Source organism: Candidatus Flexifilum breve (assembly GCF_016713355.1).
Genome location: NZ_JADJPI010000004.1, coordinates 290,875 through 309,728 on the forward strand (window position 1 = coordinate 290,875; position 18,854 = coordinate 309,728).

Consider the following 18,854-nt stretch of genomic DNA (forward strand, 5'->3'; position numbering starts at 1 on the left):
CATGCTGTCACGAGTCGCCGATTCACTCTACTGGATGAGCCGTTATCTGGAACGCGCCGAACACAACGCGCGCGTGCTTGACCTGCAGCTCCACTTGATGCTGGAACTCGCCCCGGAAATGGCGGAGCGCAGTTGGATGCGCCTGCTCGACAGTCTGGTCGTCGAGCCTCCCAGCGGGCCGTGCGATCCCTATTCGCTCACGCACCTGCTGACGTTCGATGCGCGCAATGCAAATTCGATTGTCGCGTGTGTCAGCTCGGCGCGGGAGAATGCGCGCCACGTGCGCGAACAGATTAGTTCGGAAATGTGGGAACATGTCAATCGGCTGTCCCTGCAAGCGCGCACCGTCACCCTCGACGCCATCTGGAACGATCAACCCCACGAGTTTCTACGCAGCGTCAAAGAAGGCTGCCACCTGTTTCAAGGCATCACCGATTCGACGATGACGCACGGCGAAGGCTGGCAGTTCATCCAGATTGGACGCGCCGTGGAACGCGCCGCGGCGACCGCCCAGCTCCTTAAATCGCATTACGCCGCCTATCCACACATCGACTCACACGCCCGCGTCAGCGAAGATTTCGTGGAGTGGATTGGACTGCTCAAGTCATGTACGGCCTTCGAAGCCTACTGTAAGGTATATACTGCGGATCTACGTCCGGATCGCATTGCGGAATTTCTCGTCCTCAACCCGGATTTCCCGCATTCGATTCGCTTCGCAGTCAACAGCCTGTCCGCAGCGCTCCAGGCGGTCACGCAGATGACCGAGAGCAAGCGCGCTAAGAGCGTCAACCGGCTTGGCGGACGTTTACGCGCAGCGCTCGACTACGGGCAGATTGACGAGATCATGGTGAGCGGGCTGCATAAGTATCTCGACGCCGTGCTGGTTCAGGCCGAAGCGATTCACGATGCGATCTATGAGGCGTATATCTGGTATCCAATTGATGAACTGGTGATGTAATGTACTACGCCGTCCAACATAAAACCTATTTCCGTTACAGCGCGTCGGTCAGTGAGAGCGTGACCGAAGTCCACCTGCGGCCGCGCAGCGAAGATACTCAGCGCTGTCTGCGCTTCAACCTCATCACCTTCCCGCACGCCCGTGTCAGCGAAACAGCCGATTTCTTGCGCAACAGCGTGCACTTCTTTGACATCCCCTCCTTCCATCAATCGATGACCATCCTCGCGGAAGCGACCGTCGAAATGCTGCCCATGGCGCCCCTGCCCGAGGCACTGACGGACAGCGTATGGGCGGACATCGATTTGCTGGGAGACAACGCCGACTTCTGGGATATGCTCACACCCAGTCCGCACATTCCCGATGGAACACTGCTGCGCGCCTTCATGCGGGAGCTGAATGTGTACCGCCATGCCGATCCACTCACGCTGCTGCGGGCACTCAACACTCAGGTTTACTACGCCTTCGACTATGTGCCGAATGTGACCGCCGTCGATTCCGCGATTGACGATATTCTGACGAATCGTAAAGGGGTGTGTCAGGACTTCGCCCACATCATGATCGGTGTGACGCGGATGCTCGGTTTGCCCTCGCGCTATGTGAGCGGCTATCTTTATCACCTCCGGTCGGATACCGAGCGCTCCACGCCGGATGCCACTCATGCGTGGATGGAAGTCTACCTGCCAACGCTCGGTTGGGTCGGTTTTGACCCGACGAACAACGTCCTCGCCGGAGATCGCCATATTCGCGTCGCCGTGGGACGTGATTACAGCGATGTGCCGCCGACCCGCGGCGTGTTCAAAGGGAAGGCGGAGAGCGAACTGGAAGTCGAAGTGCACATCACACCCGCCGAGCGTCCTTTCGAGCTGGAAGCGCTCGTGCCAATGACGGGCTGGACACCGGAAGAAGAACGCGCCATGCAGGCCGAAGCTCAGCTTCAACAGCAGCAGCAACAGCAGCAGTAATTCGAAAACGCGCACGTCAATTTCGCTCGAGATCAAAACGCGAGATGCAGGCATCTCGCGTTTGATTTTTTGCTGCAAAATGGAGCGAGTTTTTGTCAATTTTTCCGGACAAATAAATCCTTCCCTGAGGGTTCATACAAGACCACTTGCAAAAAATTTGTTCTAATTGTATACTTGAAAAGTTAGTGTTGAACAGTTCATCACACTTCTACGTACTAACGACATAGATCAGAGCGAACTGCCACCTAGGGTCGGTTCGCGACGTACCTTAACAACTGCATATCCTATCAGACGCATTTGGAAGGATAAAGGCTCATGGTTGTGTACTCAAGTTTGCCGGTGTCGCTCCATTCGCTCGTTCTACGTATGCTCCCCGTCCGCAATGAAGATCCCGCGGATCGGATTCGCGCTTGGAACGAATGGCTCTCATTCGGCGGCAGCGATCCGGTGCTCAAGTTCATTCGGTGGAGCAACGGAACAACGACGGACGACGAAGAAATCCTGCAAGAGACACTCATCCTCGGCTATCTGAAGGTGGAACGGGGCGAATATCAAGATCGCAACCTGCCGTTCACGGCATTTCTTGAAGAAGATCGCGTGGTACAAGATCATGGAAGCATCGCGCAAACACGCGGGGCAAGTACCGCTCGACGACTTTTACGAAGTGCTCGCCGAAGAAGGTGAAGAACACGAAGTTGCCGAACACTGGAAAGAGCACGAAGCGCTGCATCAGGCGCTGGCCCAGCTTCCTCCTCGGCGGGCGCGCGTGATGGTGTTGTACGAAGATGGTTACAGCACGGCGGAGATCGCGCAGCACCTCGGCATCAAAGAGGAACTGGTGCGCAAGGAAAAGAGTTTGGGGTTGCGCCAGCTCCGTGACGCGATGCGGCATGTCGCACTGGCGGGTTAATGGTTTGGGGAATTCTGGGCGGGTCGTTGTACTGGTTTCCGCCCGCCCAGAGTTTCCCAGAACAATCGGGGGATTTTTCCCTACCTAGCATGTATTAGCGATAAGGCTTAAAATGCCCTGTAAATCGGGCATTAAACGCCCTGCAGCGTGTGGAATTTTCGGTCAACGCCCGATCGCTAAGGGTTTCGGATTGGGGCGTAAACCAACCCAAATTTCGCCGCTACACAGAATTCGGTAAATCACGTGGCCGATTTCCGACTAAGAGCGCTCTGAGGCTATGCAGCAGCAATTTCATTGGGCCGTTGGCAGCGAATGGAAACCAGCAAATTGGCCCCCTCACGACAGACTCGGCGCAGGCGCGGCGAGTCTGTCGTTTTGTCTTCACACACCGCCGATTTCGCGCATATAGGCTTACGCCAACCGAAAGGAGTGACGTTTGTCCACGCACAGCGAGTTTACCGTCCAAGGTTTACCCCGTTACAACCACAAGAGCGCCATCCGCTGGATCCTCTCTCACCTCTGGCAGCACCGGGTGTTCGTCGCCGGCACGCTCATCTTCAGCTTCATCAGCTACTTCCTGTATTCACAGGGGCAGGTGATGATCGGGCAAGCCGCCGAAGAGATCATCAATCCCACCACCACCGACGCGCTGCTGACAATCTCACTCATCACGCTGGCCGTGTTCGTAATCAGCGGCATCACCGGTTTGATTCAGGCACTGGCGCTGGAAGTTCTGGCGCAGCGGTTGGAGTACAGTGCGCGCCACGAACTCTACGTGAGTCTGCTCGGCAAGAGCCAGACATTCCATGACCGTCAGCGCACCGGCGACATCATGGCGATGGCGACCGACGATATGCAGCAGTTGAACATGATGATCAACCCCGGCATTCTGTTCATCGCGGATATCGTGCTCGGCTTCACCATCCCGACGATCTTCATCGCCTCGATCAGCGTTGACCTGCTGCTGGTGCCGCTCCTGTTCATCCTCAGCTATGTGATTGCGACGCGCATCTATTCGCGTCAGCTCAACCCGGTCGCGTACCGTCAGCGCGAACAGTTCGCCAAGATGAATGCCGTCGCCGAAGAGACGATCTCCGGCATCGAAATCGTTAAAGCGACCGCGCGTGAACCATTCGAACGGCGCAAGTTCCGCCGCAACGCCCGGCTGTTCCGCGGCTTCTTCGTGCGGCAGGGGTGGATCGAAGCGCGCTACCTGCCGCTGCTCCTCTACGGGATCGCCTTCGGCTTGGGCTTCCTGCACGCGACCTACCTGTACAGTCTCGGGCGCATCCAGATCGCCGACATCATCGCTTGGGTCGGCCTGTTCAATCTGCTGCGCTTCCCGACGTTCGTCTCGCTGTTCGCGTTCACGCTGCTGCAAATCGGCGTGGCCAGCGCTGACCGCATCCTGAACATCATCAAAGCAGAGACGGAACTGGACGAGAATCTCGGCGGGCATACGGGCGGGATCAAAGGCGAAATCGTCTTCGAGAATGTGTCGTTCGGCTATGAAGACGGCTTGGTGCTGGAGAACGTATCCTTCCATGTGAAGCCGGGCGAAACCGTCGCCATCGTCGGGCAGACCGGCTCTGGCAAGTCGACGCTCACCGAGCTGATCAACCGCACGTACGACGCCACCCAGGGGCGCATCCTCATTGATGGGGTGGATGTGCGCGAGTGGAACCTGACCAGCTTACGTTCGCAGATCTCAAAGATCGAGCAGGATGTGTTCCTGTTCTCGCGTTCGCTGGCGGAGAACATCGGCTTTGGCGTACCTGACGCGACGCAGGAGCAAATCGAACAGGCGGCAAAAGAAGCGCAGGCGCACGACTTCATCAAGTCATTCGCTCAGGGTTACCACACGGACGTCGGCGAACGCGGCGTGACGCTCTCCGGCGGTCAGCGCCAGCGCATTGCCCTCGCCCGCGCTTTCCTGAGCAACCCGCGCATCCTCATCCTCGACGACTCGACGAGCGCGATTGACAGCGCGACCGAAGACGAGATCCAGAAGGCGATCCGCCGCGCGCAGCAGGGCCGCACAACGCTGCTCATCACGCACCGTCTGTCGCAGATCCGTTGGGCGAATCATATCCTCGTGGTGGATCACGGCAAGGTCGTCGCCAGTGGCACGCACGAAGAACTGCTGCGCCGCTCGACCGACTATCGCCGCATCTTCGCGCGCTACGACGTCGAACTGCCGCCGCTCGAAACTACCGTAGTTCCCGCCTAAGGCGAAGGGAGAAACTCACCTATGGGCTTCATTATGGATGGCCTTGACGCCGAGGCTTACGACCGCAAGTATCGCGATAACGACCTGGTACGCCGCATCGTGGCCTACTTCCGCCCGCACGTCCGGAAGATGGTCGTCGTGGCAGTGGCGATTGTCGTTGCGGCGCTCGTGGAAACCGGTCTGCCGATTCTGATCTCACGCGGCATCGATCAACTGCAAGTGGACGCCAACACCAACCTCGTGCCGTTCATCGTGATCATCACGGTGCTGGCGTGCTCGGGGTTCGTATTCAACCTGCTGCGGCGCTGGCTCTCCGCCGATGTGATCGGCAGCGTGGTGCTCAAAGTTCGCGAAGATGCATTCGACGCGGTGCTCAAGCGCGATCTCTCCTTCTACGACCAGTACACTTCGGGGAAGATTGTCAGCCGCGTGACGTCCGACACGCAGGCCTTCTCAAACGTCGTATCGCTCACCCTCGACCTGATGAGCCAGCTGCTGCTCGTCGTGCTGCTGATCGGCTACTTATTTCTGATTGACGTGCAGTTGACGCTGCTCTTGCTGGCCATCGCGCCGCTTGTCGTCTTCGTCGCGCTCCAGTTCCGCAAGATCGCGCGCAGCACGATCACCCAGTCCCGGCGCATCCGCGCGGTCGTCTCGTCGCACATTCAGGAGACGGTCAGCGGCATCAGCGTGGCAAAGACCTTCCGCCGCGAGGACACGATCTATAAAGAGTTTCTCGACATCAATTCGCAATCGTACCAGATCAACATCCGCACCGGGTTTGTGTTCAGCGGCATCTTCCCGATCCTGAACATCATCGCCGGGATCGGCACGGTCGCGCTGGTCTACTTCGGCGGGCAGAACGTCAAAGGCGGTACGCTCTCCGCCGGCGACTGGTACCTGTTCATTCAAGGGCTGGCGCTGTTCTGGTTCCCGCTGACGAGCATCGCTTCATTCTGGAGCCAGTTCCAGTTGGGGCTGGCCGCCGCCGAGCGTGTGTTCGCGCTCCTGGATGCCGAAGCGAAGGTCGTGCAGACGGATAGCAAGAAGCTCGGCCAGATCGCGGAGAAATCACGTTTGATCACGTCGACTTCCGCTACAACGAGAAGGAAACCGTGCTCGACGACTTCTCGCTGACCATCCGCCCCGGCGAAACGCTGGCGCTGGTCGGGCACACGGGCGCGGGCAAGTCGAGCATCGGCAAGCTGGTCGGGCGCTTCTACGAGTTTCAGGGCGGGCACATCCTCATCGACGGCGTGGACATTCGCTCGCTCGATTTGAGCGACTATCACAGCCGCTTGGGCATCGTCACACAGACGCCCTTCCTGTTCGACGGAACGGTGCGCGAGAACATTCGTTATGGACGCGCGGGCGCAACTAACGCCGAGATCGAACAGGTCTCCAAGCAGATCGGCAACGGTGACTGGCTCAACAGTCTCCCGGCGGGGCTCGAAACTCCGGTCGGCGAACGCGGCGCGAGCCTGTCGATGGGACAGCGGCAGTTGGTCGCCATGGCGCGCGTGCTGCTGCAGAACCCGTCGATCTTCATTCTCGACGAAGCGACGGCCAGCGTCGACCCGATGACTGAGGCGCTCATTCAGGAAGGGCTCGACGTCGTGCTGGACAACCGCACGTCGATTGTCATCGCGCACCGCCTGTCGACGATCAAGAACGCAGATCGCATTATCGTGCTGAGCAAGGGCAAGATCACCGAGCAAGGCACACACGACGAACTGCTCGCACAGCACGGTCACTACGCGGAACTGTACAACACCTACTTCCGCCACCAGTCGCTGAGCTACATTGAGAACGCCAAGCACATCACCGAAACGAGTGAGATGGAACGGCTCGGATCAGTGTAAAGCGGGTACACTCTCGGGGCGCATCAATGTGCGCCCCGACCTGTTTTCTAGAGGCAACCCCATTATGAGCAACTCCCCCTTCGAACAGTGGTTGGATCGTCTCGCTCGTGCCGAAACCCCGGCCGATGCGACCAACCAGTTCGCCTATGGCAATCCCAATAACGACATCCGCCGGGCGAATTTACGGCGCTACCTCGCGCAGATGAACGAACGTCAGCCGACGGTCATGCTGGTCGGCGAAGCGCCGGGGTATCGCGGCTCACGACTAACGGGCATTCCGTTCGGGAGTCGACGCGTGGTGCTGAATGGTGTGCCGGAACTGGGGCTGTTCGGTGTGGAGAACGGTTATCAGGATGCGCCAGAGCCGGGTTTTGAGCGTATTCAAGGCGAGCAGAGTTCGACGGCAGTTTGGGGCACGCTGGCAGCGCTGCGCCAAACCCCGCTGATCTGGGCGGCGTATCCCTATCACCCGCATCTGCTCGGCGAACCGCTGACGAATCGCAAGCCGCGCCGACCAGAGACCGATCTCGGTCTGCCCTTGCTGCGCGGCCTGATCGCGCTGTACCCGGTGACGACGTTCATCGCGGTGGGTAACGTGGGCGAAGAGGCGCTTAAGCGGCTGGGGATCACGGCCGTCAAGGTACGCCATCCGGCGCAAGGCGGTAAAAACGACTTCGTGCGCGGATTGACAGAGGCATTTGCGGCTATAATGAGGTAGAGGTTATCCGAGAGGGTTGGTGATGTCGGCACTGCCAAAACACGTCTGGACGCCAGAAGAATATCTCACCTTTGAACGCGCCAGCGAGGTCAAACACGACTTCCTCAACGGCGAAATCTACGACATGACCGGCGCCAGCCGAAAACATAATCAGATTGTAGTCAATCTCGCTATATCCCTTGGCAGTCAGTTGAAAGGTCGAACTTGTGAGATCTATACGAGCGATATGCGGGTCAAGGTCAACAGCCGCCACTATACCTATCCCGATGCGGTTGTCGTCTGCCCGGAACCCCAGTTTGAAGATCGGGCCTTCGACACACTGCTTAATCCGACCGTGATCATTGAAGTTCTGTCCCCTTCGACGGAAACCTATGATCGGACGGCGAAGTTGAAGAACTATCGGGCCATCGCGTCACTGATGCACTATATCCTCATCGCGGAGGACAGCGCCCATGTAGAGCAGTATAGCCGCACAGGGGATACAACGTGGGTGATCTCGGAAGTCGATGGACTGGACGGTGTAATCGAACTTCCGGCAATTCAAGGCACACTCAGCATGCTGGACATCTACGTTAAGTTGACTTTAGAACTAAAACCCCCAAACTCTGAGGCGTAGACGGCTGAACTTCACCCCATTCTCAGACAAGCATGCTATAACTGAAAAGATGTTTACATTTTTCAGGATTTACATGCTGCGCAAACTCTTCCTCGTCGTTCTGCTGCTCACGACGATTCCCTTACAGGCCCAGACCTCCAGCAAGCCGTTCATCCTGCCGATGCAAGACCCACCCGGCGCGTCGACGTGGCTGCTCGGACAGCCGTACGGCAACACCATCGGCGCCTATTTGCGCGGCGCGGACTGGTATGAAGCGGGTCAGCGGCTCCACTTTGGCCTCGATTTCTCGATGGAATGTGGCACCGCCTTAGTGGCGATGGCCGATGGTGAAGTCGCCTTTGTGGATGATCTCGGCTTCGGTTCCGGGCCGCACAATCTCCTCATCCGCCACGCCGACGCGGGTGTGATCGCGCTGTATGGGCACTTGCTCCAACGTCCGGCGCTCAACCCCGGCGACCGGGTGACGCAGGGGCAGGTCGTCGGTTTATCAGGCGACCCGGACGTGACGTGTGACTCGCGTCCGCACCTGCATCTCGAAATTCGCTCGCTCGACTACTTCACGACCTACAATCCGGTCGACTACATCAACGCCAATTGGCACATGCTGACGTCGCTCGGCGGCTTCCGCTATCCGCTGTTCCAACAGGACTTGGACAACGCACGCCAGTGGATGAGCATCGACGATCAGCCACCTGTGCAGTTCGGCGGACGCGCGCTCAACGCCTATGCCGCTACCTATCCCGATTGGGATGAAGGTCTGCCGCCGGTTAATCCGCCGCTGGCGGTCGCTCCTGCCCCGCTACCCGAGAATGCGACCTTTTCGATTCGGCGCTTTGGCTATGACGGCTGCTGCGCAGGAGCGTGGTGGAATCCGCTCGACCCGACGCGCCTGTTCGTCATTGATGGCGCGGCGAGTCAGCGCGCGGCCATCTTCGAGTTCAGCGCGACCGACAGCGGCGTGTTCAACCTGATCGGGCAAGCGCCGCCACCGCTCACATCACCGGATGGCACGCATCAGGTCGCGCGCGTGAATGGGCTGATTGCGATTCGACGGTTGACTGATAATCTGGAGTGGACGGTTGAAACCGAAGACACGCTGCCTGCCTTCAGTACGGACAATCGATTGCTGATGTGGCAGCTCGTCCGCGAGCCGGCAAACCCGGACGCCCCGGTCGAAATCTGGATCAGTGACGCGGACGGAGCGAATCGGCGGATGGTACTGGCGGAACCGGACATCAGCGCGCAGTGGCTGGACGAGTCACGCTTGCTGATCACGCGGCGCGAAACGATCACGACGACGCTGTGCGTGCTGGATACAACCAGCGGCAGCGACACGGTGCTCGGCGCGTGGGCTTGGCTCCGCGGTTTGAGCATCGGTCCCGGCGGCGAACGACTCATGTTCTATCTGGTGTACGATGACGCGGCGAGCGGGATATACAGCCTGCGCACGCAGAGCGGCGCGCAGGCCGAACGGATGCCGTTTTTCGGCGCGTGGCGCTGGCGCGATGCGGACAGCGTGTTTTACCTGCCCTATACACCCGACGCCGCCTATCATACGCTGTCGTACTATGACTTGGCGAGCGGCGCGAACCGCAGCTTTGTGACCGATCCGTTTCTCGTCGCGAATGGCGATTGGTCGGTGTCACCGGACGGAACGCGGATCGTGTTCCTGAACGCGCTCGATCGTACACTGGGACTGATCGAGCTGCTACCTGTATAATACGGCTCAGAACAGCAGACGCGCGCTGGATACAGCAGATGCTGTGAATGGAATAATGTGATGAGTGAACATGCGCGAATCACGCCTAGCGGCATAACGGAATCGCTGGGGATCCAAGGATGGGATCATCTCGACCCTATCCTCCTCGCCGCCCTCGCCACCGAATCCCCTCTCTTGCTGATTGGCCCTCACGGAACAGCGAAATCGCTGTTGGTCGAAAAGATTGCCGGGGCGCTCTCGCTCTCAATGCGCCACTATAACGCCTCGCTGATCAACTATGACGATCTGGTCGGCATTCCGCTGCCCGAGGTCGGCACCAATCAGCTCCAATTTGTCAGCACACCGGGCGCGATCTGGGATGCGGAGTTCGTCTTCTTTGACGAAATTTCGCGCTGTCGACCGGATTTGCAGAACAAGATGTTCCCGATTGTGCACGAACGCCGCATTGCGGGCATTCGTTTAGGGCGTTTACGCCACCGTTGGGCGGCGATGAACCCGCCCGCGCCGGACGACCCGGATACGAGCACAGGTGAGTACTATCTCGGCTCGGAACCGCTCGACCCCGCGCTGGTGGATCGCTTCCCGTTTGTCGTGCCCGTGCCCAACTGGAAGCAGTTGAGCAAGGAAAATCGGCGGCGGCTGGTGACGCGCTGGCAGCGTGTGGAACATAGCGAACTGGAGGTAGCAGCATTGGGCGATCAGGTGGTGCAGTGTGCCGCGCTGATCGAAACGCTGGAAGAAGAACTCCGCGACTGGTTGATCGATTACGTGGTAAGCGTGGTCGACCTGCTGGAGCAGGCGCAGTTGGGGCAAAGCCCCCGCCGCGCCTATATGCTGGCGCGCTCGTTAGTCGCCATTCATGCCGCGCGCATGATTCTCGAAGGGGACAACGCCGAACTCGAATACAGCGCGGAACTGGCGCTCACATTCGGGCTGCCGCAGAATGCCAGCGAAGTACCGCCCTCGCGCACGAAGCTGATCGCGATTCACCGTCAGGCGTGGGAGATCAGCAGCTTGTCGGAAGATGATGCATGGCGGCAGGTGCTCGAAGAACTCGACCCCGCGCGGCGCATCGTGCTCGCCGATCAACTGGATCTCGCGGACAGCGACATTTCGCGGCTGATCACGCAGGCGATTGGTGCGGAAACATCGGATGCACGGCGCACGGGGCTGGCAGCGGCGATCTTCATCGCCTTCCAGAAGCGGCGCGATCTCTCCGCCTCCGCGTGGGAACCGCTGGCGCAGCTCGCCACCCGCGTTCTGGAGCCGCGCGCTCTGTCGACCCCACTGCGGGCGGGCGCGATGACGGACATCTGGAACGAGATCAATCACTGGCTGCCCGCGCTGGAAGATTGTGTGAATATACGTATGCGTTTGGAACGGAATTATGTGTTGAGCGGCTTCCCGGAATTGTGGATGCGCGTCGATTGGAAAGACGCGCTAGAGCAATTCCGCGCCGACCTCAACCTCTTCAACATTGACGAGGCGATGGAATAATGTCGAAACTTCCCAGTTTTCCGCCGAAACCTTCTGGGCAACCGACCCCGACCCCACCTGCCCCCGGTCAGATTCCGCGACCAGTGCCGCCGAATCCGCTGGGTTCGCTCGGCTCGCGCTTCGGCGCCAAAGCCATGTGGGAGATTCTGCCGCTGACCGATACGCTCATCTCGTTTGAGCTGGCCGCCATCGCCGATGGGTTGGCCAAGCTGTTTGATCTTCCGGCAGATGCTCCACCCGTCGAGGCGTTCTTGACGCTGCTCCACGGCGACAAGGCTTTTGCTGCCGAGCTACGGGAGCGTCTGGACGAAGATTGGCTGCGCTGCGAACTGCATGGTGCGTTCATGGTCTACAACTGGCGCGACGAAATCCGGCAGGCGATGAACGCCCGGCTGCTCGCCATCAAAGTGCCGCCGATGTACACCCTCGTGCGCGACCCGCTGCTCACGTTGAATGTGCTGGGGCGCGCGCGCACAGCGCTGCTGCTGGCGACCGCGCCGCTGGCACTGGACCGCCCTTTCCTGACGCGCTCGCTGGTCTGCGACGATCAACGTATGGCCGAGATTGCGCAAAGCCGCGCGTTTTCGGTCGAACATCTCATCGAACCCCAAGACGAGGAATTCGACGAAGAGGAGTGACCACTACCGCGCCTGTCATATAGACAGACCACACGCGAGCAGAAAGGGTAACGATGAGTGCGAACCGAGTGACGGTGAACAAGGCGACGGAGAGCAGCGAGCTCATCGCGCGGTTGGTGGCATGTCTGCCCGCCGCGACCTTCGAGATGGAAACGCTGTGCCGCCTCGCCGGGATCAAGGCCAGCCGCGAGATTCCCTCGGCAGCGGTCGAGTGTACGTTCCGCCCGCGCCTGCTGCTCAATCCGGATTTCGTCGGGCAGTACTGTGCCCGCGACGAGCATCTGTTCCTGCTGGTCATGCATGAGCTGTGGCACGTGATCCTCGCGCACACGCGGCTGTACCCGCGCGCGACACTGGCCAACAACATCGCCTTTGACGCCATCATCAACGCCGGACTGGCGCGGCAGTTCGAAGCGCCAGAATACCGTGGTTTCTTCGAGGCGATCAACAAGGCAGATGAGTTCCCCGGCTGTCTGCTGCGCCCGCCGGAAGGCTGGCCGGCGAACCCGCAGTACATCGATGCCAAAGATGCGCCACCCGGCGCGCGCCAGATCATCGAACGGCTGTACCCGCCCAATAACCGTTCGCGCTGGTCGGCACCGCTCTACGAGGAGATCCTCAACCTGCTCAAAGAATGGATCAAAGACAAGATCGCCAAAGGCGAAATGATCGTCGAGCCCATGCTGATTGGCGACCACGACGCGCCGGAAAACGATCGCCGTGCCCTCGAAGACCCGTTTGTGCGCGATGTCCTGCGCCGCGTGACCGAAAAGTGGCCGCCGCCGCCGTTTGCCGTGAATAAGCGCGGCGAAGGGTCAGATCTCAGCGAGTTGCAGAACGCACTCGGCGAGAGCAGCGAAGACGCTCGGCGCGCCTTTGTACACGTACTCCAACGCTGTCTCGGCGTGCGCCATGGTCGGCAGTTACGCCGCTCCCGCACGCCGATTCCGGGAATATCCGGCTTGAACGTGATGCCGAACGCCCGCGACCGCCTGGCCTCTGCCCGCCAGCAGCTTGGCGTACAGGGTGTACTCTGGAATCAGCCGGGAATGGTCAAAGCGCGCGTGCCCGAAACGCCGAGCCGCGCCTACGTCTACCTTGACGTGTCCGGCTCGATGAATCAACTGCTGCCGCATTTGCTGGGCTTGCTGCTGCCCTATGTGGCGCACGGTCAGGCGCTCGTGTTCCAGTTTTCAACGCGTGTCGAACCGCTGCCCTTGCCGCAGCTCCGCCGCGCCCAGATTCGCACCACGCAGGGCACCGACATCAACTGCATTCTGACACACGCGCTGGCTGCCAAGCCTGCGCTCAAAAAGGTGTTGATTCTGACGGATGGCTACGTCGGCGCAGCGCAGCCTGACCTGCTGCGCCAGGTGCGCGCCAGCGGTTTGAAGCTCTATGCCGTCCTCCCCGGCGAATCGGCCTACACTCAGGAATTGCAGGGCGTCGCGCGTTCGATTACCATACTACCGCTAATACGATAACGAAAGCGGCCCGCACACTATGATCATCGGCGTGGACATTGGCGGAACCTTTACTGATCTGGTCCTGAGTGACGGCCAGTCGCTCAAAATTCATAAACTACTGAGCACACCCGGCAAGCCCGCGCAGGCCATGCTTGACGGACTGCGGCAGATGGGTGGCGATCTGACAGCCTTTCAGCGCATCGGGCACGGCTCGACCGTGGCGACCAATGCGATCCTCGAACGCAAGGGCGCGCGCTGCGCCCTGATCACGACGGCCGGGTTTCCGGATCTGCTGCTCATCGGACGGCAGAATCGCCCGGTTCTGTACGACCTGCATCCGCACATTGCCCCGCCGCTGATCGAACACACCTTTGAAGTGCCCGAACGGCTCGATCACACGGGCACGATTCTCACGCCGCTCGATCTCGACGCGCTTGATCAGGCGCTGGATGCTATCGCAGCGCTTGGTGTGGAAGCCGTCGCCGTTTCGCTGCTCTACAGCTACGTGAATCCCATCCACGAGCAGCAGATTCGTGCCCGGATCATCGCGCGCGGACAGATGACCGAAGACCAGATCGCGCTCTCGTCGGACGTGCTGCCCGAATTCCGCGAGTACGAACGCACCAGCACCGCCGCGCTTGAAGCCTATGTGCGCCCGGTGATGAGCCGCTACCTTAGCGAATTGGAACGCGCGCTCCCGCCCAACACGCTCAGCGTGATGAAGTCGGATGGCGGGGTGATCAGCGCGCGCACAGCCAGCAAACAGGCGATTCTGACCGCATTGAGCGGCCCCGCCGCGGGCGTGATTGGCGCGTTTCACCTTGCATCGCTGGCAGGTTACACGGACATCATCACGCTGGATATGGGCGGCACCTCGACCGATGTCGCGCTCTGCCCCGGCATCCCCATTCGCCGCGCCGACTCGGAGATCGATGGTCTGCCACTGCGCACGCGCGTCATCGACATCGAGACGGTTGGCGCGGGCGGCGGTTCCATCGCCCGGCTGGACAGCGGCGGTGTGCTGCACGTTGGCCCGGAGAGCGCCGGAGCGGACCCCGGCCCGATCGTCTACGGGCGCGGCGGACGCGAAGTGACCGTGAGCGACGCCAACGCGGTTCTGGGACGGCTGGTGAGCCGCTACTTCCTCGGCGGCTCAATGCCGCTCGACATCGAGGCTGCCCAGCAAGCCTTAGCCCACTTGGCTAAAGCGATGAATCTCTCGGTCAATGACGCGGCGGCGGGCATCATCCGCCTCGCCAATACCAATATCGACCGCGCTATTCGCCGCGTGTCGATTGCTCGCGGTTACGATCCGCGGCGCTTTTCGCTGTTCGCCTTTGGTGGGGCCGGCGGTCTGCACGCCTGCCGGGTCGCCGAAGGCTTGGGCATCCCGCGAGTGATCATTCCCCGGCATCCCGGCGTACTGTGCGCGCTCGGCCTGCTCGTCGCCGATGTGACCATCGACTACAGCAAGTCGGTGCTCGGCCAATCGACGATGAACACGATGGTAGTTTTCGATCACCTGCTGCGGCAGGCGCATCATGATCTCGAAGCGGAAGGCTTCACGGCGGACAAGATGGTCTTTTCGCCGCAGATCGATGTGCGCTATGTCGGCCAAGCCTATGAATTGACCGTGCCCTATCACATCAACTATGTGAACCTGTTCCACGAGGCGCACGCCGAACGCTACGGTTACGCCCTGCGCGACCGGGAGGTCGAAGCGGTGACTGCCCGCGTGCAGGCGATTGGCCTGGTGGACAAACCCACCTTCCCGCACGAACCCGTCACCGATGCGACGGTGCAAACGGTCGGCGGCACCAAAGAGGTGACGCTTTATGACCGCGCGCAATTGCACCCCGGCGCCCGCTTTGTCGGCGCGGCGGTGGTGGTGCAGCCCGACAGCACGACGTTCGTCCCGGTCGGCTGGGCCGCGGAAGTCGACACCTATTACAATCTCATCCTGGAAAAGATCTTTTGACGGTGCGCCATCCCTGCACAGAGGCAACCTGACATGGCAAGCAAACTTTTGACGCTTCTTACGCTGGTGATAGCGTTATGCGCCAGCCCCGTCACGGCACAGACGAGCACGCTGCCCAATGGCGTGGCCGCTGGTGACGCCGATCAGACGTCGGTGGTGCTGTGGGCACGCAGCGAACATACTGGCGCTGTGGTGTTTGAACTGGCCACCGATGCGACCTTCGCCGCGGTCAGCACGACGCTCACGGCGGAAGTCAGCGATCCGCTCATCCCGGTCAAAGTCGACGTGACGGGGCTGACGGCGGGCACGACCTACTTCTACCGCGCGACCGATGCAGCGGGTGTGATAGGAAATGGCACGTTCCGCACGCTGCACGCTCCCGGCGCGCATACCGGACTGCGCTTTGGCGTCTCGGGCGACTGGCGCGGCGATATCGCGCCGTTCTCCTCGATTGCCAATGCCGATGAGCGCGATCTCGATTTCTTCGTGCTGCACGGCGACACGATCTACGCCGACTATCCGAGTCCGGCGGTCAGGGCGGGGCAAGCCACCACACTCACCGAATTCCGGCTGAAACACGCTGAGGTCTATGCGGAACATCTCGGGCTAAATACGCTGGCCGACCTGCGCGCAGCGACGAACGTCTATGTCATGATCGACGATCACGAGGTGACCAACAATTTCGCGGGCGGCGCCGCGCCGCAGACCCATCGACGTTTCGCCGGGGCGAATGTCGAGTACATCAACGACGCGCCGCTGTTTGAAACGGGCCTGCAGGTTTTTCAGGAGTACAACCCGATTCGCGACGAGTTTTATGGCGAGACTGGCGACCCGCGCACGGCGAACGAACGCCGCCTCTACCGCTACCGCACGTTTGGCAGCGACGCGGCGCTCTTCCTGATTGATGCGCGCTCTTTTCGCGATCTGGAGTTACCGGATATCGACGACCTAACGCCCGAAGCGCTGGCGGCGTTTGAGCAAGCCGCCTTCGACCCAGCGCGGACGATGCTCGGCGCAGCGCAGTTCGCCGACTTGCAGGCGGATCTACTGGCAGCGCAGGCCGCAGGTATTACCTGGAAGTTCGTGATGGTGCCCGAACCGATCCAGAATATCGGCGTTATCGAGGCCGCGGATCGCTATGAAGGGTACGCCGCCGAACGCACCGCCCTGCTCCGCTTCATTGCCGAAAACAACCTGACCAATGTGGTGTTCGTCGCCGCTGACATTCACAGCACGTTCGTCAACGACTTGTTCTACCGCGAAGCAGCGGGAGGCGAACAAATTCCGGTCGCCAGTTGGGAGATCACGACCGGCTCGGTCGCGTTTGATGCGCCGCTTGGCCCAACGGTGATCGACATCGCCGCAGACCAGAACCTGATCACCGAGCAGCAGCGTGCGCTCTTCACAGTGCTGCCCCTGCCCGCCCGCGACACCCTGCTGCGCGCCTTCATCGATGGACGGTTGGCGGCGGAAGGTTATGATCCGATTGGACTGGAAGGCGGCCTGATCGACGTTGAACTGCTGCGAGGCAGCTACCTCGTCGCGCACACCTTTGGCTGGACGGAGTTTGAGATCGATGAGGTGACGCAGGCGCTCACCGTGACCACCTACGGCATCCCGGCTTACACGCACGCGGAGATGCAGTCCGACAGCGCGACTATCCTCGCGCGCCAACCGAGCATTTACAGCCAATTCATCGTCCAACCGCACTCATAAGGAAGCCGCATGCCCGTTGATTCGATCAGTTTGGCCGTGTTCCGCAGCCTGTTTGAGGCCGCCGCCGAAGAAATGGGGGTGACCCTCCAACGCGCGGCCTTCAGTCCCAACATCCGCGAACGGCTGGATTTTAGCTGTGCCCTATTCGATGGTGACGCCCGCATGATCGCGCAGGCGGCGCACATCCCGGTGCATCTTGGCAGCATGCCGGCCTCGGTCGAGGCGGCCATTTCCGCCTTCCCGGATCTCGCGCTGGGCGATGTCATCGTGCTCAATGATCCGTATTCCGGCGGCACGCACCTGCCCGATGTGACGATGGTGTCGCCCGTGTTCGTCGACGACATGGTGCAGTTCTACGTCGCCAGCCGTGCGCATCACGCCGATATTGGCGGCATGTCGCCCGGTTCGCTCCCATTGAGCACCGAACTGTATCAGGAAGGTCTAATCATCCCGCCAATCAAGCTCGTCGAGGCCGGGTGGCGTAACGAAGCGGTCATGCGCCTGCTCACTGCCAACAGCCGCGCCCCGCAGGAACGCCTCGGCGACTTTGAGGCGCAGCTCGCCGCGCAACGCATCGGCGAACGACGCTTGCTGGCAATCATCGCCGCGCATGGCCTGCGCGCCGCCAACGAGCACGCCGCCGCGCTACTGGACACATCGCGGCGCATGACGGAAGCCGTCATCGCCAGCATCCCTAACGGCGTCTACAGCTTTGCCGATGCACTGGAGAGCGACGGTCAGCGCGAATTTCTGATCCAGATCCGCGTGACCATCACCGTGAGCCGCTCCCGCTTGATCGTCGACTTCACGGGCAGCGCGCCGCAGGTCGCGGGCAATCTGAACGCCGTCACGGCGATTGTGCGGTCCGCGACGTGGTACTGCGTGCGCCTGCTGGCCAAAGACGATGTACCTGTCAACCACGGCTGCTTCGAACCAGTGCTGGTCATCACGCCGCCGCACAGCCTGCTCAACCCGGACTTCCCCGCGGCGGTCGCGGTCGGCAACACCGAAACCGGTCAGCGCGTGGTCGATGCGGTGCTTGGCGCATTGGCGCAAGCGCTGCCCAACCGCATCCCGGCGGCGAGTCAAGGCTCGATGAACAACATCACGGTGGGTGGCACGTACAACGGCAAGCCGTTCGTCTACTATGAGACGATTGCGGGCGGTCATGGCGGCGGCGCGGCGGGGGATGGGCTGAGTGGGCGGCACAGTCACATGACCAACACGCGCAACACCCCTATCGAAGCGCTGGAGTATGCCCTCCCCTTGCGCGTGACCGCGTACCGCCTACGGGAAGGCTCGGGCGGAGCGGGCGCGGCGCGCGGCGGAGAGGGCGTCGTCCGCGAGTATGAATTTCTGTGTCCGGCGACGGTCACGATCAACAGTGAGCGGCGGCGTTTGACGCCGTACGGCTTGGCGGGCGGTGGTCCCGGTCACTGCGGAGTCAATACCCTCATCCACGGGGACGACGTCCGCACGCTGGGCGGCAAATGGACAGGCAGCGTCGAGGCGGGTGATCGCCTGCGCATCGAAACGCCGGGCGGCGGCGGGTGGGGTCAACTGCCATAAAAAGATGCGCCGGA

General features: G+C 60.8%; 16 protein-coding genes. All 16 read left to right on the forward strand.

Annotation, left to right across the window (positions count from 1 at the left end; all coding sequences use genetic code 11):
- Nucleotide 1 precedes the first annotated feature (1 nt).
- The 16 genes from IPK17_RS02115 (at nucleotide 2) to IPK17_RS02190 (ending at nucleotide 18,840) form a co-directional block, all read left to right on the forward strand.
- Nucleotides 2–958 carry an alpha-E domain-containing protein gene (locus tag IPK17_RS02115; protein WP_343416018.1) on the forward strand — a complete coding sequence of 319 codons (957 nt, stop codon included), beginning with the start codon at nucleotides 2–4 and terminating at the stop codon, nucleotides 956–958.
- Nucleotides 958–1,920, forward strand: coding sequence for a transglutaminase family protein (locus IPK17_RS02120; protein ID WP_343416019.1), 963 nt, complete (start codon nucleotides 958–960; stop codon nucleotides 1,918–1,920). Before IPK17_RS02115 ends, IPK17_RS02120 begins: the two co-directional genes overlap by 1 nt.
- Before the next feature lie 315 nt (nucleotides 1,921–2,235).
- Nucleotides 2,236–2,604: a hypothetical protein gene (locus IPK17_RS02125; RefSeq protein WP_343416020.1), complete on the forward strand. Its 369-nt coding sequence runs from the start codon at nucleotides 2,236–2,238 to the stop codon at nucleotides 2,602–2,604.
- The gene (locus tag IPK17_RS02130; protein ID WP_343416021.1) at nucleotides 2,531–2,830 is read left to right on the forward strand and encodes a sigma-70 family RNA polymerase sigma factor; all 300 of its coding nucleotides are present in this window, start codon (nucleotides 2,531–2,533) and stop codon (nucleotides 2,828–2,830) included. Before IPK17_RS02125 ends, IPK17_RS02130 begins: the two co-directional genes overlap by 74 nt.
- 436 nt (nucleotides 2,831–3,266) lie before the next feature.
- Nucleotides 3,267–5,060 (forward strand): ABC transporter ATP-binding protein, encoded by a 1,794-nt coding sequence (locus IPK17_RS02135; RefSeq protein WP_343416022.1) that lies wholly within the window; start codon nucleotides 3,267–3,269, stop codon nucleotides 5,058–5,060.
- A 21-nt stretch (nucleotides 5,061–5,081) separates the two neighbouring features.
- Nucleotides 5,082–6,197 carry an ABC transporter transmembrane domain-containing protein gene (locus IPK17_RS02140; RefSeq protein WP_343416023.1) on the forward strand — a complete coding sequence of 372 codons (1,116 nt, stop codon included), beginning with the start codon at nucleotides 5,082–5,084 and terminating at the stop codon, nucleotides 6,195–6,197.
- Complete coding sequence (locus tag IPK17_RS02145) at nucleotides 6,176–6,922, forward strand: ABC transporter ATP-binding protein (protein ID WP_343416024.1); 747 nt, start codon at nucleotides 6,176–6,178, stop codon at nucleotides 6,920–6,922. Before IPK17_RS02140 ends, IPK17_RS02145 begins: the two co-directional genes overlap by 22 nt.
- 64 nt (nucleotides 6,923–6,986) lie before the next feature.
- Nucleotides 6,987–7,640: a uracil-DNA glycosylase gene (locus IPK17_RS02150; protein ID WP_343416025.1), complete on the forward strand. Its 654-nt coding sequence runs from the start codon at nucleotides 6,987–6,989 to the stop codon at nucleotides 7,638–7,640.
- Between the two features lie 22 nt (nucleotides 7,641–7,662).
- Nucleotides 7,663–8,256 carry a Uma2 family endonuclease gene (locus IPK17_RS02155; RefSeq protein ID WP_343416026.1) on the forward strand — a complete coding sequence of 198 codons (594 nt, stop codon included), beginning with the start codon at nucleotides 7,663–7,665 and terminating at the stop codon, nucleotides 8,254–8,256.
- Nucleotides 8,257–8,329: 73 nt separating this feature from the next.
- Entirely contained in the window at nucleotides 8,330–9,976 is a 1,647-nt protein-coding gene (locus IPK17_RS02160) for a M23 family metallopeptidase (protein ID WP_343416027.1), read from the forward strand.
- A gap of 60 nt (nucleotides 9,977–10,036) precedes the next feature.
- Nucleotides 10,037–11,473: an AAA family ATPase gene (locus IPK17_RS02165; protein WP_343416028.1), complete on the forward strand. Its 1,437-nt coding sequence runs from the start codon at nucleotides 10,037–10,039 to the stop codon at nucleotides 11,471–11,473.
- Nucleotides 11,473–12,111, forward strand: coding sequence for a hypothetical protein (locus tag IPK17_RS02170; protein ID WP_343416029.1), 639 nt, complete (start codon nucleotides 11,473–11,475; stop codon nucleotides 12,109–12,111). The genes IPK17_RS02165 and IPK17_RS02170 overlap by 1 nt, the downstream gene beginning before the upstream one ends.
- 53 nt (nucleotides 12,112–12,164) lie before the next feature.
- On the forward strand, nucleotides 12,165–13,595 hold the full coding sequence (locus IPK17_RS02175) for a vWA domain-containing protein (protein ID WP_343416030.1): 1,431 nt from the start codon (nucleotides 12,165–12,167) through the stop codon (nucleotides 13,593–13,595).
- 19 nt (nucleotides 13,596–13,614) lie between these two features.
- Nucleotides 13,615–15,555, forward strand: a complete 1,941-nt coding sequence (locus IPK17_RS02180; RefSeq protein ID WP_343416031.1) for a hydantoinase/oxoprolinase family protein — start codon at nucleotides 13,615–13,617, stop codon at nucleotides 15,553–15,555.
- Between the two features lie 33 nt (nucleotides 15,556–15,588).
- Entirely contained in the window at nucleotides 15,589–17,271 is a 1,683-nt protein-coding gene (locus IPK17_RS02185) for an alkaline phosphatase D family protein (protein WP_343416032.1), read from the forward strand.
- Nucleotides 17,272–17,280: 9 nt separating this feature from the next.
- Nucleotides 17,281–18,840: a hydantoinase B/oxoprolinase family protein gene (locus IPK17_RS02190; protein ID WP_343416033.1), complete on the forward strand. Its 1,560-nt coding sequence runs from the start codon at nucleotides 17,281–17,283 to the stop codon at nucleotides 18,838–18,840.
- Nucleotides 18,841–18,854: the final 14 nt, after the last annotated feature.

What these genes read in the sequence shown, in the direction of transcription:
- IPK17_RS02115 (WP_343416018.1), top strand. Translation starts at nt 2, where the DNA reads ATGCTGTCACGAGTCGCCGATTCACTCTACTGGATGAGCCGTTATCTG.
- IPK17_RS02155 (WP_343416026.1), top strand. Translation starts at nt 7,663, where the DNA reads ATGTCGGCACTGCCAAAACACGTCTGGACGCCAGAAGAATATCTCACC.
- IPK17_RS02165 (WP_343416028.1), top strand. Translation starts at nt 10,037, where the DNA reads ATGAGTGAACATGCGCGAATCACGCCTAGCGGCATAACGGAATCGCTG.
- IPK17_RS02190 (WP_343416033.1), top strand. Translation starts at nt 17,281, where the DNA reads ATGCCCGTTGATTCGATCAGTTTGGCCGTGTTCCGCAGCCTGTTTGAG.
- IPK17_RS02160 (WP_343416027.1), top strand. Translation starts at nt 8,330, where the DNA reads ATGCTGCGCAAACTCTTCCTCGTCGTTCTGCTGCTCACGACGATTCCC.
- IPK17_RS02170 (WP_343416029.1), top strand. Translation starts at nt 11,473, where the DNA reads ATGTCGAAACTTCCCAGTTTTCCGCCGAAACCTTCTGGGCAACCGACC.
- IPK17_RS02125 (WP_343416020.1), top strand. Translation starts at nt 2,236, where the DNA reads ATGGTTGTGTACTCAAGTTTGCCGGTGTCGCTCCATTCGCTCGTTCTA.
- IPK17_RS02140 (WP_343416023.1), top strand. Translation starts at nt 5,082, where the DNA reads ATGGGCTTCATTATGGATGGCCTTGACGCCGAGGCTTACGACCGCAAG.
- IPK17_RS02120 (WP_343416019.1), top strand. Translation starts at nt 958, where the DNA reads ATGTACTACGCCGTCCAACATAAAACCTATTTCCGTTACAGCGCGTCG.
- IPK17_RS02180 (WP_343416031.1), top strand. Translation starts at nt 13,615, where the DNA reads ATGATCATCGGCGTGGACATTGGCGGAACCTTTACTGATCTGGTCCTG.
- IPK17_RS02185 (WP_343416032.1), top strand. Translation starts at nt 15,589, where the DNA reads ATGGCAAGCAAACTTTTGACGCTTCTTACGCTGGTGATAGCGTTATGC.
- IPK17_RS02150 (WP_343416025.1), top strand. Translation starts at nt 6,987, where the DNA reads ATGAGCAACTCCCCCTTCGAACAGTGGTTGGATCGTCTCGCTCGTGCC.
- IPK17_RS02175 (WP_343416030.1), top strand. Translation starts at nt 12,165, where the DNA reads ATGAGTGCGAACCGAGTGACGGTGAACAAGGCGACGGAGAGCAGCGAG.
- IPK17_RS02130 (WP_343416021.1), top strand. Translation starts at nt 2,531, where the DNA reads ATGGAAGCATCGCGCAAACACGCGGGGCAAGTACCGCTCGACGACTTT.